This window comes from Streptomyces uncialis (assembly GCF_036250755.1).
GTDB classification, from domain to species: Bacteria; Actinomycetota; Actinomycetes; order Streptomycetales; family Streptomycetaceae; genus Streptomyces; species Streptomyces uncialis.
Window position 1 is genome coordinate 6,450,672 of record NZ_CP109583.1, and the last position, 17,120, is coordinate 6,467,791.

Below are 17,120 nucleotides of genomic sequence, written 5' to 3' on the forward strand. Positions count from 1 at the left end.
GGGCCCGCCGGGTGCGGTGGGGCGCCGCATAAGCTGGGGCCATGAGCGAGAGTGAGCTGGGGCCCGAGGACCGGAAGATCGTGACCCTCGCGCGGTCCGTGCGGGCCCGCAACGGGGTGGCCGAGGGGGCGGCGGTACGGGACGCCACGGGGCGGACGTATGCCGCCGGGACGGTCGGGCTGCCGTCGCTGCGGCTCAGCGCGGTGCGGGCGGCGGTCGCGATGGCGGTCGCGTCCGGGGCGGAGTCGCTGGAGGCGGTCGCGGTCGTCACGGAGGCCTTGGCGGCCGGCGACGAGGACCTTGCCGCGGTCCGGGACCTCGCGGGGCCCGGTACGCCGGTCTTCGTCGCGGGGCCCGACGCGAGCCTCCGGGCGGTTCTCTCTACCTGACTTCCCCACGGTCGCGGTTCCTCGCGCCCCTGGGTTGCCTGTGCTGGGCGCGGTTGTTCCTGTGCGGGTCGCTCGGTGGGTGCGCAGTTCCCCGCGCCCCTGAGGCGCTGCCCTCTTGCGGTCGCTCTCCGGGTGCGGGCCGGTCCTCGTTTTCGCGCAGTTCCCCGCGCCCCTGGGTTGCCTGTGCTGAGCGCGGTTCTTCCTGTGCCGTCGCCTGTGGGGTGCGCAGTTCCCCGCGCCCCTGGGGGGTGCCTCTTGCGGTGTGCGTCTACCTGCGGGTACCCGCACGGGCACAGGCGCGGCGAGTGGCACAAACCCAGGGGCGCGGGGAACTGCGCATCCACGTACGACCCGCACAGGGACAAGGTACGTCCAGGTGGGGAACCCTAGGGGCGCGGGGAACTGCGCATCCACGTACGGCCCGTACCGGGACAAGGTACGTCCAGGTGGGGAACCTCAGGGGCGCGGGGAACTGCGCACCCCCGGACGGCCCGCACAGGGACAAGGTACGTCCAGGTGGGGAACCCTAGGGGCGCGGGGAACTGCGCATCCACGTACGGCCCGTACCGGGACAAGGTACGTCCAGGTGGGGAACCCTAGGGGCGCGGGGAACTGCGCATCCACGTACGGCCCGTACTGGGAAAAGTGCGTCCAGGTGGGGAACCCTAGGGGCGCGGGGAACTGCGCATCCACGTACGGCCCGTACCGGGACAAGGTACGTCCTGGTGGGGAACCCCAGGGGCGCGGGGAACTGCGCACCCCACGAGTGACGGGACAGGGACAACCGCGTCCAGCACACGAAACCCGGCGGCGCGAGCGAAGACGGGCCGCGGACCGGGTGGGGCCGTACGGACCGGGTGGGGTCATACCGGGGACAGGTAACCCGCGAGGGCTTCGCGGCTTCTGCGGAGGCCGTCGATCCGCGCGTCGGTCGACGCCAGCTCCCGCCCCAGCACCTCCCGCACCTCCCCGCACAGCTCGAACGCGAACCCCGCGCCCTCGCCCCGCGCGCACGGCAGCAACTCCCGGATCACCTCCGTGGACAGCCCCGCGTCCAGCAGCGTCCGCACCCGCCGCACGGTGGCCTGCGACTCCTCGTCGTACTCCCGGTAGCCGTTGACCCCGCGCGCGGCGCTCAGCAGCCCCTGCGCCTCGTAGTACCGCAGGGACCGCTTGCTGACCTCGGTGCGCCGGGCCAGTTCCCCGATCAACATGTGTTGTTCCCCCTCGACTTGACCTTGTCACCGGTGTCACCCCTTAACGTCCTGCTGGAAGCAGTTGATTCCGATCCACCGGAGGACACCATGAACTTCGTCGTGCAGCGTGACGGCCGGACGGCCACCGCCGGGGACCTCGCGGCGCTGGCCTTCGCGGGCCACGCCCACTTCACCGCCATACAGGTCCGCGACGGCCGGGTACGGGGCCTCGACCTCCATCTGGAACGGCTCAGGTCCGCCTCCGTGGAACTGTTCGGGCGGGCGCTGCCGGAGGACCGGGTGCGCGCCCTGCTGCGGACGGCCCTCGCGGACGGCCCGGCCGACCTCTCCCTGACGGCGACGGTGTACTCACCGGCGGGGGAGTTCACCGCGGCGGACGCGGAGCCCGAGGTGCTGGTCCGCACGGGTGAACCCAGCTCCGGCCCACCGGGACCGCTGGCCCTGGCGGTCGTCGGGCACGAACGGTTCCTGCCGGCCGTGAAGCACGTCGGCGAGGTGGCCAAGACCCATCTGCTGCGGCGGGCCGTGGAGCAGGGTTTCGACGACGCCGCGTTCACCGACCGCACGGGCGCGTTCAGCGAGGCGACGATCTGGAACCTGGCGTTCTGGGACGGCACCTCGGTGCTGTGGCCGGACGCGGAGATGCTGCGCGGGACGACGATGGGCATCGTCAGCCGCCGCCTGGAGGCCCTGGGCGTCCCGCAGCGCGTGGCGCGGATCACCCCGGACGACGTCCCGGAGCTGGCCGGGGCCGTCGTCATGAACTCCTGGACGCCGGGTGTGGCGGTGCGCCGTATCGGGTCGGCGGACCTGCCGCAGGCCCCGGCCTTCCTGGAGGCACTGCACCGGGCCTATGACTCGGAACCCCTCGTCACCCCATGACCACGGCTGCCGGAACGGTGGGCGCGCGGGGCGCGCCCGGGTCCCGTGGTACGGGCTGCCCTCGCCCTGTACCGGGCGGCCCCCCGGCCGTCCGGTACAGGGTGAGGGCAGCCCGTACCGGGCGGCCGGGGGGCCGTCCGGTACGGGCGCGAGCCGTGATCGAAAGCGGGTGCGGTGCCACAGGGCCCGGCGGATCGGGGACAATGGGCGGCATGAGTGTTCGCACCCCGTCATCCGAGCCTTCCGAAGCCACCCACCGGGCGGGCTTCGCCTGCTTCGTGGGGCGTCCCAACGCCGGCAAGTCCACCCTCACGAACGCTCTGGTCGGTCAGAAGGTGGCGATCACCTCCAACCGGCCGCAGACCACCCGGCACACGGTCCGGGGCATCGTGCACCGCCCCGAGGCCCAGCTGGTGCTGGTCGACACCCCTGGCCTGCACAAGCCCCGTACGCTGCTCGGCCAGCGGCTCAACGACGTGGTGCGCGCCACCTGGGCCGAGGTCGACGTGATCGGGTTCTGTCTGCCCGCCGACCAGAAGCTCGGCCCCGGTGACCGTTTCATCGCCAAGGAGCTCGCGGGTATCCGCAGGACCCCGAAGATGGCGATCGTCACCAAGACGGACCTGGTCGACCAGAAGACCCTCGCCGAGCAGCTGATCGCGGTGGACCAGCTCGCCAAGGAGCTGGGCTTCGAGTGGGCCGAGATCGTGCCGGTGTCGGCGGTCCAGGGCCAGCAGGTGGGTCTGCTGGCGGATCTGCTGGTGCCGCTGCTGCCCGAGGGTCCCGCGCTGTACCCGGAGGGCGATCTCACCGATGAGCCCGAGCAGGTCATGGTGGCCGAGCTGATCCGTGAGGCCGCGCTGGAGGGGGTGCGGGACGAGCTGCCGCACTCCATCGCCGTGGTCGTCGAGGAGATGCTGCCCCGCGAGGACCGGCCCGCCGACCGGCCCCTGCTGGACATCCACGCCTTCGTCTACATCGAGCGCCCGAGCCAGAAGGGGATCGTGATCGGTCCCAAGGGCAAGCGGCTCAAGGAGGTCGGGATCAAGTCCCGTCAGCAGATCGAGGCGCTGCTGGGCACCCCGGTCTTCCTCGATCTGCATGTGAAGGTCGCCAAGGACTGGCAGCGCGACCCCCGTCAGCTGCGCAAGCTGGGCTTCTGACGGATCCGCGGGCCTCTTGCGCCGCGCCGCCCGCCTGTCCACACTGCCGGACCCGGTCACCGTACGGGGTCCGGCAGCAGTGTTTCCGTGAGGGTCGACAGACGGCCCGCGAGGACCCGGGCCCAGGCCCGGTAGCCCTCCGGGGACGGGTGGAACCGGTCCTCGGCGATCCAGGACCCGGGGATCTCGGGCATTCCGCCGGAGTACAGATGGTGCACGCCCGGGTCCTGGCGCGCGAGGGCCAGCAGCTGCCGGTCCAGCAGCCGGACGTACTGTCCGAGCGGCGCCCGCATCGCCGCGGGGAGCCCTTCCACCCCGCGCAGGTCGGGCAGCCCGGTGAACACCACGGGGACGTCGTCCCCGAGCCGCAGCCGGATGTCCCGGACCAGCCGCCGCGCCTCGGCGCGGAAGGCGCGGGGGCGGCACAGCCGCAGCGCGTCGTTCGTCCCCGCCACCACGAGGACCAAGTCGGGGGTCCAGCGGCTGGTCGGGTCGGTCAGCCCGGTCAGCAGGGAGCGGCGGACGTACGGGAGGGTCGCCCCGGCCCGTGCGGAGACCCGCCAGGAGACGGGACGTCCGGTCATCCGGGTCAGGGCGGCGGCGAGGTGGCCCGCCAGGGCCTCGCCGAGGGCGGGTGCGCCGACCCCGGCGGCGACCGAGTCCCCGATCATCACGAGCCGCAGCGGCGGGCGGGCGGGGCCGGGCCCGTGGTGTTCGGTGAGCCCTTCGGTGGCGCCGCCCGCCTCGGGCAGCCGGGTCAGCTGGCGGCGCATGTTGCGGACACTGCGCGGGAGCAATGGGTCCTCTTCCGTATCGGTCGCTGGGACGTGCCGGTGCACCGGAACCGGCATGCCGGTTCCGTTCACAGGTGATCGCCCTCACCCATAACACCGTTATGTCTATAACAGCGTTATGGTGGCCTGGTGTCAACCGAGGAACGGCGAGAGCCCACCGACGTACGCCGCTGTCTGCTGGACCAGGCCGCCCGGATGCTCGCGGACGAGGGCGCCGCGGCGCTGAGCGTCCGCCGGCTGGTCAAGGCCGTCAGCGCGTCGACCATGGCCGTGTACACCTACTTCGGGTCGATGCCCGGACTCGTCCGCGCGCTGATGAAGGAGGGCTTCGACCGTTTCCACACCCGGGTCGAGGCCGCCTCGGCCGCCCACCCCGACGACCCCGTCGCCGAACTCGCCGCGCTGTGCCGCGCCTACCAGGACTTCGCCCGCGAGGAGCCCGATGTGTACGCGGTGATGTTCGGCGGCTCCGCGATCGCCGGGTTCGAGCAGACCGAGGACGACCGCAGGCTGGGTGTCCATGTGCTGCGCGCCCCGCGGGACGCGATCCGCCGCTGTGTCGCGGCGGGGCGCTTCCGGGCGGGGGCCGATCCCGATCTGCTGGTGCGGCAGCTGTTCTGCCAGATGCATGGGCTGGCGCATCTGGGGCGGGCGGGGTACATCACCGGTGCGTACGGCTCCGCCGAGGTGTTGCGGGGGTTGGTGCTCGACTTCGCGCGCGCGTCCGGCGACACGTCGCGCCGTGCGGCGGCCTCGGTGACTGCGGGGCTGGCGCCGCTGTCCTGAGCCCGTCTTGGGCTCGCGCCGCTGGGTTTCCTGTGCGGGGCGCGGTGTTTCCTGTGCGGGTCGCTCGGTGGGTGCGCAGTTCCCCGCGCCCCTGAGGCGCTGCCCTCTTGCGGTCGCTCTTCGGGTGCGGGCCGGTCCTCGTTTTCGCGCGGTTCCTCGCGCCCCTGGGTCTGCTGTGCTGGGCGCGGTTCTTCTTGTGCGGGTCGCTCGTGGGTGCGCAGTTCCCCGCGCCCCTGGGGTTCCACGCCTGGGCGTACTTGTCCCTGTGCGGGTACGGACGTGGGTGCGCGGTTCCTCGCGCCCCTGGATGCTGCCCTCGTGCGGTCGCTCTTCGGGTGCGGGCCGGTCCTCGTTTTCGCGCGGTTCCCCGCGCCCCTGGGTTGCCTGTGCTGGGCGTGGTTGTTCCTGTGCCGGTACCCCGTGGGTGCGCGGTTCCTCGCGCCCCTGTGGTGGTGGGGCGGGGCTGGGGGCACACGCCTGCCCCCGCCCCGGTCCGGTCCGGTCGTCAGAGGGGCAGGGGGTCAGGCGCCTTCCTTCAGGACTCGGGAGACGAGTTCCCGTTGCGCGTCCGTCAGGGTCGGGTCCGCGTAGTGCAGGGTCCGGCCGTCGACGGTGACCTCGTACGAGAAACCGTCCGGGACGCCCGTACCGGGTACCGGACTCGCACCGGCCAGGGCCTGCTCGGCCAGGGCGTGCCAGTCCGCGGCGTCGGCCCGGCAGGCGGTGTCGACCTCCGCCTGCCGCTCGATCCCCGCGAACCCACCTGTGCGCCGCACGAAGATACGCATGACTGTCCGCATACCCCGATCAGCCCGTCGGGACGCCCACGGACGACCACGCCTTGCGGACGGCCTCCAGTTCGTCACCGTCCCCGAAGACGCTCCGGGCGGTGGCCAGGGTCAGCCGGGCGAAGTCCGCGAAGTCCGCGTCCGACGCGAGCTCGCCGCTGGTCAGCGTGTCGTACCAGATGCGGCCCGCCCGCTCCCACGCGTTGCCGCCGAGGTCCGTGGCGAGCAGGTAGAAGGCGTGGTTGGGGATGCCCGAGTTGATGTGCACGCCGCCGTTGTCGCGGCTGGTGCGCACATAGTCGTCCATCGTCGCGGGCTGCGGGTCCTTGCCGAGCACGTCGTCGTCGTACGCGGTGCCGGGCGCCTTCATCGAGCGCAGCGCCGTCCCGGTGACCGAGGGGCCCAGCAGCCCCGCGCCGATCAGCCAGTCCGCGTCCTCGGCGCGCTGTCCGAGCGCGTACTGCTTGATCAGTGAGCCGAAGACGTCGGACACCGACTCGTTGAGGGCGCCGGACTGCCCGTAGTACTCCAGGTTCGCCGTGTACTGGACGACGCCGTGCGTCAGCTCGTGGCCGATCACGTCCACCGGCAGCGTGAAGTCGAGGAACAGGTCGCCGTCCCCGTCGCCGAAGACCATCTGCTCGCCGTTCCAGAAGGCGTTCGCGTAGTTCTCGCCGTAGTGCACGGTCGCGATGAGCGGCAGCCCGGAGTCGTCGATGGAGCGGCGGCCGTACTCCTTGAGGTACAGGTCGAAGGTGGCGCCCAGTCCGGAGTACGCGCGGTTGACCGTGGCGTCGCCGGTCGGCTCGTCGCCCTCGTCGCGGACCTTGCGGCCGGGCAGCACCTCCCGGGTCCGGGCGTCGTGGACCCGGCGGTCCGGGGTGTCGGAGACGCCGGTGACGGCGCTCAGGACGGCGCCGCGCACGGCGGTGATCCGCCGCCGGGTGCGCTGGGCGGCGTCCAGTTCCAGGGTGCGGCGGGCGGCCGCCGAGATGACGGAGTCGGCGGCCTCGGCCAGTTTGTCGAGGACGTGCGGCGGGATGACGGTGCAGAAGACGGGCTCGTGGCCCGGACGCTGAGATGCCATGCCTCGCAATGTGGCACTGGGTCATCGAGTTGTCACCCGTTGTCACGTGGATTGGTGAAAAGGAGTGAAACAGGGCTGTTCCCGGGCGTGGGAGGGTTCCTATGGGCCATGGGGCCCGCCCTGGACCCTTCGCCCCGACCCGCCCCATCCGTCCCGCATACTGGGACAGGGCACCGGTCCGGGGGAGGCTCGGCTAGGCTGCGACCACCATGCGTTTCGGGCTGCTTCTCCTTAGCTGCCGCGGCGAGGGCCTGTAAGTCGTAGGCCGACCCCCTCCCCGCGGAGTTCGGTGTTGCGCTCAGCCGTCGGCCGTCCCCCGTGGACCAAGAGGAGCCCTACGCATCATGTCCAGCCCTTCCCGCCCCGCCGCCCCCGCGTCCGCCGTCGGCAGTCCCACGCCGGTCACCAACGCGACGCACCTCCAGCGGGCCACCACGATGCCGACCCACAAGTACCGCCCGTACGAGCAGGTCGACATCACCGGCCGGACCTGGCCCGACCAGCGTGTCACCAAGGCCCCCCGCTGGCTGTCCACCGATCTGCGTGACGGCAACCAGGCCCTGATCGACCCCATGTCGCCCGCCCGTAAGCGCGAGATGTTCGATCTGCTGGTGAAGATGGGCTTCAAGGAGATCGAGATCGGCTTCCCGGCCTCCGGGCAGACCGACTTCGACTTCGTCCGGTCGATCATCGAGGACGAGCACGCGATCCCCGACGATGTCACGATCTCCGTACTGACCCAGGCCCGCGAGGACCTGATCGAGCGCACGGTGGAGTCCCTGGTCGGTGCCAAGCGCGCCACCGTCCATCTGTACAACGCGACCGCGCCCGTCTTCCGCCGGGTCGTCTTCCGCGGCTCCAAGGACGACATCAAGCAGATCGCCGTCGACGGCACCCGGCTGGTCATGGAGTACGCGGAGAAGCTGCTGGACGACCGCACCACCTTCGGCTACCAGTACAGCCCGGAGATCTTCACCGACACCGAGCTGGACTTCGCGCTGGAGGTCTGCGAGGCGGTCATGGACGTCTGGCAGCCCGAGGAGGGCCGCGAGATCATCCTCAACCTGCCCGCGACCGTGGAGCGGTCCACGCCGTCCACCCACGCGGACCGCTTCGAGTGGATGAGCCGCAACCTGTCCCGCCGCGAGCACGTCTGCCTGTCCGTGCACCCGCACAACGACCGCGGCACCGCCGTCGCCGCCGCCGAGCTGGCCCTGATGGCCGGCGCCGACCGTATCGAGGGCTGCCTGTTCGGCCAGGGCGAGCGCACCGGCAACGTCGACCTGGTCACCCTGGGGATGAACCTGTTCTCGCAGGGCGTCGACCCGCAGATCGACTTCTCCGACATCGACGAGGTCCGCCGCACCGCCGAGTACTGCAACCAGATGGAGGTCCACCCCCGTCACCCGTACGTCGGTGACCTCGTCTACACGTCCTTCTCCGGCTCCCACCAGGACGCCATCAAGAAGGGCTTCGACGCGATGGAGGCCACCGCCGCCGCCCAGGGCGTCACCGTCGACGACATCGAGTGGGCCGTGCCGTACCTGCCCATCGACCCCAAGGACGTGGGCCGCTCCTACGAGGCCGTGATCCGCGTCAACTCGCAGTCCGGCAAAGGCGGCATCGCCTACGTCCTGAAGAACGAGCACAAGCTGGACCTGCCGCGCCGGATGCAGATCGAGTTCTCCCGGATCATCCAGGCGAAGACGGACGCCGAGGGCGGCGAGATCACCCCCAAGGACATCTGGAACGTCTTCCGGGACGAGTACCTGCCGAACCCGGACAACCCGTGGGGCCGCGTCCAGCTGCGCACCGGCCAGTCCACCACCGACACCGACGGCATCGACCGGCTCACCGTCGAGGCGACCGTCGACGGCGCCGACACCGCGCTGAGCGGCACCGGCAACGGCCCGATCTCCGCGTTCTTCGACGCCCTCCAGTCCATCGGCATCGACGTACGGCTGCTGGACTACCAGGAGCACACGATGAGCGAGGGCGCCTCCGCGCAGGCCGCCTCGTACATCGAGTGCGCGATCGGCGACAAGGTCCTGTGGGGGATCGGCATCGACGCGAATACGACACGCGCCTCGCTGAAGGCCGTTGTCTCCGCCGTCAACCGGGCCACCCGCTGACGACCCCCGTCACCTGCGGTTCCCCCGGCACCGGACGCCCCAGTGGCACCCGGTGCCGGGGCGTCTCCCGGCCACCTTCACACCAGGGGTACTGACGCCGCCCGCCTCATGTGGCTAACATCACGCCAACACGGCGATGTTGCCGGGGCGTTACGGAGGTGCGAGGTGCTGCCAAGCAGGGGACGGTACGGCCGTGCCGTCCGCGGTGCCCGCCGGTCCCGCCTCATGGGCGTCCGGACCGTGTGGACGACCGTGTCCGACGGGGAGTTCTACTGCCCCGGATGCGGCGGCGACCGCAACTACCAGCGGCGCACCGGACGGCGCAGGTTCACCGTGCTCGGGCTGCCGCTGGTGCCCCGGGGGGCCGCCGCGCCCGTCGTCGAGTGCGTCAGCTGCCAGGAGCGGTTCGGTACCGACGCGCTCGACCATCCGACCTCGCAGCGGTTCTCCGCGATGCTGCGGGACGCGGTGCACACGGTGGCGCTCGCGGTGCTGGCCGCGGGGGGTACGGGGGCCCGGACGGCCGTGGACGCGGCGCTGGCCGTCGTCCGGGACGCGGGGTACCGGGACTGCGACGGGGAGCAGCTCGTGACGCTCGTCGAGGCGTTGTGCGCGGAGCCCGGGCGGTTGCCCGGGTTCTTCGCGGGGTCGGGGGCGGGGGCCTCGGGGCTCACCGTCGAGCTCCGTGAGGCGCTCGAACCGCTCGCGCCTCATCTGGCTCCCGCGGGGCGGGAGGCGCTGCTGCTCCAGGGGGCGCGGATCGCGCTCGCCGACGGGGCCTATACGCCCGCCGAGCGGGACACGTTGACCACTGTCGGTTGTGCCCTCACGCTCACCACGGAGGATGTCACCCGCCTCCTGAAGTCGGCCCGTCCCACACCCTCCTGAGGGTTTCCCCCGGGTCGCCCTCGCTTGCCGCCCCGAGGTCTGTCCGGGTGGACGCGCTTGTTACCGCACAGGTCGTTCGTGGGTGCGCAGTTCCCCGCGCCCCTGGATGCTGCCCCCTTACGGTCGCTCTTCGGGTGCGGCCCGGTCCTCGTTTCGCGCAGTTCCCCGCGCCCCTGAAGGGGCACCCCTCTCCTCCCGCAGGCGCTCGGCTACGGGAGGGGGTGGGCGGGAATCTCTGCTCGCAGACTCCGATGCTCTTCAGTAGCTCCGCTGGACGTCGTACCGAGCGTGTCGGATCGAGGACGGAGAATCCCGACCGGCACCGACCCGAAGAACAAGCCGGATGCGCCCCAAAGGGGCGCGGGGAACTGCGCGAAACCACCGAGTGACGGCACAGGAACGAAGTACCCCCAGCCGGACAGACCTGGGAAGCGCGAGCGAGGACGACGGGGACGGGACCTACTCCCCGGGGAGTAGCGGGCACCGGTTCGCTCCCTGGGACGTAGCCGGAAGCTCGCACCCGGGTCCGACGGAAGCCCCGTGCCGTGGCGGAATGCTGGAACACGTGACGACAACGACATCCACCACCCACCCCGAGCCCCGGAACACCCCGCGGCCCCGGAAGCCCGGGAGGTCCCGGAGAACCGCCGTTCCCTGGGCCGTCCTCGGCCTCTGGGTCGTGCTGCTGGCCCTCGTCGTCCCCTTCGCGGGGAAACTCGGTGACGTCCAGCAGGACCGCGCGGTCGACTACCTTCCCGCCGGCGCCGACAGCACCCAGGTCGCGAAGATCCAGGACAGCCTCCCGGGCGGCGAGACCACCGAACTGGTCCTCGTCTACCACCGCGACGGCGGGCTCACGCCCGCCGACCGCACCACCGCCGAGGACCAGATACGGGAGATCGGCGCGGCCCATGAACTCGCCGCCACCCCCGAGGGCATCCCGTCGGAGGACGGCGCCACCCTGATGTACCCGGTGGCGACGAACGCCCCGGGCCAGGACGAGGAGGCCCGGGCCGCGTTCGTCAAGGACGTCCGGGCCACCGCGACCGGCACCGACGGCCTCGGAGTCGAGGTCGGCGGCTCCGGCGCCATCCAGTTCGACGCCGAAGAGGTGTACGGCTCGCTCGGCGGCCCGCTGTTCCTCACCACCGTCGGTGTCGTCGCGCTGATGCTCATCGTCATCTACCGCAGCCCGTTCCTGCTGCTGATCCCGCTGATCAGCGCCGGTATGGCCGAGGTGCTGGCCCGGGCGGGCGCCTACGGCCTGAACCGGCTCTTCGACACCCCGGTCACCACGCAGAGCGCGTCGATCATGACCGTCCTCGTCTTCGGTGTCGGCACCGACTACGCCCTGCTGCTGGTGGCCCGCTACCGCGAGGAACTGCGCCGCGTGGAGCGCCCGTACGACGCGATGGCCGCCGCCCTGCGCGGCTGCGGGCCCGCCGTCATCGCCTCGTCCGGCACGGTCGCCGTCGGTCTGCTGTCGCTGCTCGTGGCGGATCTCAACAGCAGCAGCGGGATGGGCCCGCTCGGCGCCCTCGGGGTGCTGTGCGCGCTGCTCGCGATGGTGACCCTGCTGCCCGCCCTGCTGCTGCTGTTCGGCCGCCGGGTGTTCTGGCCGCTGATACCCGCGTACGGCAGCGAACCGAAGGCACGCAGGTCGCTGTTCGCGGCGATGGGCAGCTCCGCCGGCCGCTACCCGTACCGGGCGCTGATCGGGGGCGCCGCGGTCCTCGGCGCACTGGCGCTCGGGGTGTTCGCCATGCCGGGCACCCTCAAGCAGGAGGACTCCTTCACCGACAAGCCCGAGTCGATCGCCGCGCTGGAGACCCTCGGCGAGGCGTTCCCCGACCGCGGTTCCCAGCCGATCACCGTGATCACCCCCACCGGCCGCGCGGCCGTGACCCTCACCACCGCCGAACGGGTCCCGGGCGTGGAGGCCGTCGCACGCGGACGCAGCGCCGACGGCTGGACGGAGCTGTCCGTCATCGCCTCCGCGAAGCCGGAGTCGGCCGCCGAGACCAGGACGATCGGGGAACTGCGCTCCGCCCTCGACGACTCGTACGTGGGCGGTCCGAGCGCGCAGCAGATCGACCTGGAGAAGACCCACTCCCGGGACACCACGCTCGTCATCCCGCTCGTGCTCGTCCTGGTGCTGCTGATCCTGATCCTGCTGCTGCGCAGTCTGGTCGCGCCGCTGCTGCTCATCGCCGCGGTGGTCGCGGTGTGGGGCGCCTCGCTGGGTATCGGGGGCCTCGTCTTCGGCCCGCTGTTCGGCTTCGAGGGCATGGACCCGGGGCTTCCGCTGCTGTCGTTCGTGTTCCTGGTCGCCCTCGGCGTCGACTACGGCATCTTCCTGATGCACCGGATGCGCGAGGAGTCCCTGGCGGGCGCCGAACCGGGCCCGGCCGCGCTCAGCGCGCTGCGCAGCACCGGCGCCGTGATCGCGTCGGCGGGACTCGTCCTCGCGGCCACCTTCGGGGTGCTGCTCAACCTCCCGATGGTGATGCTCGTACAGCTCGGCTTCGTCGTCGCGGTCGGTGTCCTCCTCGACACCTTCCTGGTGCGGACGTATCTGGTGACCAGCGCCAGCGTCGCCCTCGGCCGCAAGGTGTGGTGGCCCGGCCCGCTGTCCAAGCGCGCGCCGGTGCCCGTGCCCGACCGCCCCGCAGAGGAACCCGTCCCCGTTCCGTGAACCCGCGGGCGCCCCTCCCTCCCGGAGGGGCGCCCTCATGCCGCAGGATGGCCCCGTGGAATCCCACCGCACCGCCGAACGAGCCGACTTGGCCCCCCAGGGCGCGCCGGACGCGCCCCCTGTGGCCCGCCACGGCCCTCCCGAGGGGTCCGGCGCCCCCGCGACGCCCGCCGGGCCCGGACGGGCCTGGCGGGGCTTCCCGCGTGACGACCAGGCCCTCGCCGCCGGGACACCCGACCGCCCGGGTCCGGTCTGGCGGAGCTGTCTGCGTGACGACCGGGCCCTCGCCGCCGCCTTCGCCGCGTCCGCGGTGATCGTCGCCGTGCTGTGCGACGCCGAGGGGGGCCTCGACGCCCTCGGCTGGGCGCTGCTCCTCGCCGCCCATGTCCCGGCGGCCTTCCGCACCCGGGCGCCGCTGTGTTCGTTCCTCGGGGTCGTCGCGTTCGTCGCCCCGTACCACGCCCTCGACTACCATCACGCGGCCTCCGGCCCGGTCACCTACCTCGCGCTGTACACCGTGGCCGTCCTCGGCACCCCCCGGCGGACCGTGTACGTGGGGCTCGGCACCGTCGGACTGTCGGTGTCGATCATGATCAGGGTCAGTCCCCACAAGGCCATGGAACTGCTCCAGATATCCGGCTGGGTGGTCGCCGTCCTCGTCGTCGGCGAGTACGTTCGGGTGCACCGGCGCAATGTCCGCGCCGCCACCGAACGCGCGGAACGCGCGGAACGCACCCGCGAGGAGGAGGCCCGCCGCCGGGTCGCGGAGGAACGGCTGAGGATCGCCCGGGACCTGCACGACCTGCTCGCCCACACCATCACCCTCGTCGGGGTGCAGACCTCCGTCGCCGCGCACGTCCTCGCCGCCGACCCCGACCGCCTCGACCGGGCCGCCGTCGCCCGCGCCCTCGACGACATCGCCGACACCTGCCGCACCGCGCGCGGGGAGCTGCGCGCCACCCTCGAAGTGCTGCGCGCCGACGCGCCCGGTGAGCCACGCGGCCCGCTGCCCGGTGTCGGCGGACTCGTCCACCTCGCGGAGTCCGCGCGCGCGACCGGCGCCGCCGTCACCCTGACCGTACGCGGCGCCCTCGACACGGAACCGCCCCCGGCGGTCGGCGCGGCGGTCTACCGCATCGTCCAGGAGGCCCTCACCAACGCCGTACGGCACGCGGGGACCGGCGTCGCGGTGGCCGTGACCGTCCGGGCCGCGAACGGCCTCCTGGAGGTCCTCGTCACGGACGACGGCGCCCCCGGCTCCCACCCGGCCCGGCGACCGCTCACCGCCCCCGTGAGCGGGCACGGCCGGACCTCCGTACCGTGCCCGGACATCCTGGCGGCGTCGCACACCCCCAGCGGCCCGGCGGCGCTCCCCGCCGACCCCGCGCAGCCGCCGGGGTTCGGACTGATCGGTATGCGGGAACGCGCCCGCAGCGTGGGCGGCACCCTGCAAGCCGGTCCCAGCCCGGACGGCGGCTTCACCGTCGCGGCCGTCCTGCCCCTCGCCCCCGTGTTCCCCGCCGGGGCGGCGGCGCCCGAACCCGCCGCCCCCGAAGAGGTGCCCGGCCGCCCGTGGCAGGGTCGGTGGTGCGCGGGGGAGGCCACCACCGCGTGAGAGAAGCGGTGCGTACGACGCCGAACGACACTCCCAGGGGGACCCCGTGACGATCCGTGTGCTGCTCGCCGACGACCAGACGCTGGTACGGGCCGCCTTCGCGATGCTCGTGGAATCGGCGGGCGACATGGAGGTGGTCGGCCAGGCGGGCACCGGCCGGGAGGCCGTCGACCTGGCCCGCACCGCACGGGCCGACCTGGTCGTCATGGACATCCGGATGCCCGACCTCGACGGGATCGAGGCGACCCGGCTGATCGCCGCCGACGAGGACCTCGCGGGGGTGAAGGTCCTCGTGCTCACCACGTACGACACCGACGAGCACATCATCGACGCGCTGCGCGCCGGTGCCTCCGGTTTCCTGGTGAAGGACACCCGGCCCGCCGAACTCCTGGACGCGATACGGCTCGTGGCGGCGGGCGAGGCCCTGCTGTCGCCCGGTCCCACCGCCCGGCTGATCGCCCGCGCCCTGCGCGCCCCGGACCCGGGCCCGGGGCGGTCGCCCGGCCCCGAGACCCTGACCGAACGCGAACGCCAGGTCCTCGGGCTGGTCGCCCGGGGCCTGACCAATCAGGAGATCGCCCTCTCGCTCGGGCTGAGCCCGCTCACCGCCAAGACCCATGTCAGCCGCATCATGGGCAAACTGGCCGCCCGCGACCGCGCCCAACTCGTCATCGTCGCCTACGAGTCCGGCATGGTGACCCCCGGAACGCTCTGACGGCGTACCTCCGCCCGGCCGGGCCGACCCGCACCGGATGCCGTGACCATGGCGGCTGCTCCGTGAGACGTCCCAGGTCGGCTCCTCCTTTCCCGACCGGATGCCATGACCGTGCTGGGTGCTCCGTGAGACATCCAGGGCGGGTCAGCCGCCTCCAGGCGCGTCGATGAAGGTGGCGCCGGTCTCCTCCAGCCGCTGCACCGCGTAGGCCGGGTCGAGCAACGACTCGGGGGTGTGGATGCCCGGTGCGACCGCTTCGCCGCGCAGTCCGAGCAAGCGCTCGACGCCGAGGGCGATGCCGGTCGCGGTCAAGGGGCGCTGCCCCGCCGGGTGGACCAGGTAGCGGCTCGTACTGATCGGCGCACCCTCCCGGTCCGTTCCTTCGAGGTCGATCCGGACCTCGAAGGAAGCGGGTTCACCGCGGCGCCGGCCCGTGGATTCACCGACGGCGAAGTCGAAGCGGACATCGGGGGCGTCCGTCGCGAGGGCGAGGCTCGGTACGTCGAGGATGGCGATGCTCCGGCCGGGCAGACCGGTGCCGTCGGTACCGCGCACATCCGCCTGTGCGTCGGGGTCGGTGACCCAGGTGAAGACGCCGTCCCGGCGCACGAGTCCCGCCGTGGTGGCCGTGGACCACCGCTCCAGATCCGCGATTCCGGCAGGCCCGCCGGTGTCCGTCTCGTCCAGTACCGCACCGATCCGGATGCTGTCGACCCGGCCGAACCGCCGGGCGGTGTGCAGGGCCGCGAGGACGACGGTACCGGCGCAGTAGTGGCTGGCCACCAGGATCGGCGCGGCGTTCGCCCGCTGGGCGCCCGCGACGACCTCCGGCGCGATGTCCGTCAGACCGCTGGAGATGCTGAGGTACGGCAGCCCGTGACGCTGCGCGTAGCGCAGTCCGTGCAGATGGTCGTCCCAGAGCGCGGCGACCACCGCCGAGTAGTGGTGGTCGGCCGGGAGGCCGAGATCGCCGCGCCGCAGATCGATGGTCGTGGCCGTGGCGGTGCCGAGTTCGTCGGCGACCCGCTGGGCGCGGTCGAGGTCGCGACCCGCGATCGTCAGCGGCAGCGCCGGGTGCCATCGCCGCAGGAGGGCGGCGGCCCCCGCTCCCGCCTGGCCCGTGCCGCCCAGGATCAGTACCGATTCCGACTGTCCCACTGTGGGTTCCCCTCACATCCATGAAGCTACATTTTGTAGCCTACGTTTTGTAGCTTAGATTGGGACGGGAACGCAAGGGAGTGAGAGGGAGGACCATGGCCGCCGCACCGACCCGTCTGTCCAAGCAGGCCAGGCGGGAGCAGCTGCTCGACACCGCCTTGGTGATCGTGCGCACCCGGGGCGCCGACGGGCTGACCCTGGTCACCCTCGCGGAGGAGGCCGGGGTGAGCAGGCCGATCGCCTACGACCACTTCGCCACCCGCCCCGGCCTGCTGCTCGCGCTCCACCAACGGCTCGACGACCGCCACCGGGCCGCGATCACCCAGGCGTTGCGGGACGCCGAACCCAGCGCCGGCGAGGTCGCCCGCGTCATCAGCGCCGCCTACTTCGCCTGCGCCACCGACATGCCGGAGCTCGGCGCCGTCTCCGCCGCGCTGAAGGGGAACCCGGAGATGGAGGCGGTCCAGCGCGAGTCGACCGACGGCTACACGGACCTGATGGCCGCCGCGCTGCTGCCGTACTCCGGGCTCGCGCCCCAGGCCCTGCGGCTGCGGTGCGTCGGCGTGCTGGGTGCGGCCGAGGCGATCGCCGCCGAGCTGAACGGGGAGCGGGCGACCGACGGCGAAGCGGTCACCGCGCTGACCGGCCTGATCCTGGGCAGCCTTGACGCCGGGGCCGACCGTTGAGCCTTGACCCTGCCTTTCGGGCCCTGCCCTGTGAGGTGCGGCAGGCGAGGCGTTCGGAGCGGCGGAGGCGTAATTCCCGACAGTGAATCGTGGACCCGTCGAACCCGCTTCTCCGGCGTGAATTC

At 72.4% G+C, this 17,120-nt stretch carries 15 protein-coding genes; 10 read left to right on the top strand and 5 right to left on the bottom strand.

The features are described 5' to 3' along the window. Window positions 1–41 precede the first annotated feature (41 nt). Complete coding sequence (locus OG711_RS26865) at window positions 42–389, top strand: cytidine deaminase (protein ID WP_073793645.1); 348 nt, start codon at window positions 42–44, stop codon at window positions 387–389. 863 nt (window positions 390–1,252) lie between these two features. On the opposite strand, the gene OG711_RS26870 is transcribed toward OG711_RS26865, so the two are convergent. Then, a complete protein-coding gene (locus OG711_RS26870) occupies window positions 1,253–1,603 on the bottom strand; it encodes a MerR family transcriptional regulator (protein ID WP_329560938.1) in 351 nt (116 codons plus the stop codon). A 90-nt stretch (window positions 1,604–1,693) separates the two neighbouring features. On the opposite strand from OG711_RS26870, the gene OG711_RS26875 reads away from it, so the two are divergent. Further along, window positions 1,694–2,488: an aminotransferase class IV family protein gene (locus OG711_RS26875; RefSeq protein WP_329560940.1), complete on the top strand. Its 795-nt coding sequence runs from the start codon at window positions 1,694–1,696 to the stop codon at window positions 2,486–2,488. Between the two features lie 203 nt (window positions 2,489–2,691). After that, window positions 2,692–3,651 (top strand): GTPase Era, encoded by a 960-nt coding sequence (gene era / locus OG711_RS26880; RefSeq protein WP_099282063.1) that lies wholly within the window; start codon window positions 2,692–2,694, stop codon window positions 3,649–3,651. A 56-nt stretch (window positions 3,652–3,707) separates the two neighbouring features. Here era and OG711_RS26885 read toward each other — a convergent pair whose 3' ends face one another. Further along, on the bottom strand, window positions 3,708–4,424 hold the full coding sequence (locus tag OG711_RS26885) for an SGNH/GDSL hydrolase family protein (RefSeq protein WP_073793642.1): 717 nt from the start codon (window positions 4,422–4,424) through the stop codon (window positions 3,708–3,710). 150 nt (window positions 4,425–4,574) lie between these two features. Here OG711_RS26885 and OG711_RS26890 point away from each other — a divergent pair, with 150 nt between their 5' ends. After that, on the top strand, window positions 4,575–5,231 hold the full coding sequence (locus OG711_RS26890) for a TetR/AcrR family transcriptional regulator (RefSeq protein ID WP_079185064.1): 657 nt from the start codon (window positions 4,575–4,577) through the stop codon (window positions 5,229–5,231). Window positions 5,232–5,752: 521 nt separating this feature from the next. Here OG711_RS26890 and OG711_RS26895 read toward each other — a convergent pair. Beyond that, the gene (locus tag OG711_RS26895) at window positions 5,753–6,019 is read right to left on the bottom strand and encodes a protealysin inhibitor emfourin (RefSeq protein WP_073793641.1); all 267 of its coding nucleotides are present in this window, start codon (window positions 6,017–6,019) and stop codon (window positions 5,753–5,755) included. Between the two features lie 19 nt (window positions 6,020–6,038). Beyond that, complete coding sequence (locus OG711_RS26900) at window positions 6,039–7,106, bottom strand: M4 family metallopeptidase (protein WP_266515373.1); 1,068 nt, start codon at window positions 7,104–7,106, stop codon at window positions 6,039–6,041. A gap of 437 nt (window positions 7,107–7,543) precedes the next feature. On the opposite strand from OG711_RS26900, the gene leuA reads away from it, so the two are divergent. The 5 genes from leuA (at window position 7,544) to OG711_RS26925 (ending at window position 15,151) form a co-directional block, all read left to right on the top strand. Beyond that, on the top strand, window positions 7,544–9,238 hold the full coding sequence (gene leuA / locus OG711_RS26905) for a 2-isopropylmalate synthase (protein ID WP_266518187.1): 1,695 nt from the start codon (window positions 7,544–7,546) through the stop codon (window positions 9,236–9,238). Between the two features lie 165 nt (window positions 9,239–9,403). Further along, window positions 9,404–10,126 (top strand): TerB family tellurite resistance protein, encoded by a 723-nt coding sequence (locus OG711_RS26910; protein ID WP_329560949.1) that lies wholly within the window; start codon window positions 9,404–9,406, stop codon window positions 10,124–10,126. Between the two features lie 679 nt (window positions 10,127–10,805). Then, on the top strand, window positions 10,806–12,821 hold the full coding sequence (locus tag OG711_RS26915; RefSeq protein WP_329564063.1) for an MMPL family transporter: 2,016 nt from the start codon (window positions 10,806–10,808) through the stop codon (window positions 12,819–12,821). Between the two features lie 37 nt (window positions 12,822–12,858). After that, complete coding sequence (locus OG711_RS26920; RefSeq protein ID WP_405674102.1) at window positions 12,859–14,436, top strand: sensor histidine kinase; 1,578 nt, start codon at window positions 12,859–12,861, stop codon at window positions 14,434–14,436. 46 nt (window positions 14,437–14,482) lie between these two features. After that, on the top strand, window positions 14,483–15,151 hold the full coding sequence (locus OG711_RS26925; protein ID WP_073793637.1) for a response regulator: 669 nt from the start codon (window positions 14,483–14,485) through the stop codon (window positions 15,149–15,151). A 144-nt stretch (window positions 15,152–15,295) separates the two neighbouring features. On the opposite strand, the gene OG711_RS26930 is transcribed toward OG711_RS26925, so the two are convergent. Next, window positions 15,296–16,309, bottom strand: coding sequence for a saccharopine dehydrogenase family protein (locus OG711_RS26930; protein ID WP_329560951.1), 1,014 nt, complete (start codon window positions 16,307–16,309; stop codon window positions 15,296–15,298). A 95-nt stretch (window positions 16,310–16,404) separates the two neighbouring features. Here OG711_RS26930 and OG711_RS26935 point away from each other — a divergent pair, with 95 nt between their 5' ends. Further along, window positions 16,405–16,995, top strand: a complete 591-nt coding sequence (locus OG711_RS26935) for a TetR/AcrR family transcriptional regulator (RefSeq protein ID WP_073793635.1) — start codon at window positions 16,405–16,407, stop codon at window positions 16,993–16,995. Window positions 16,996–17,120: the final 125 nt, after the last annotated feature.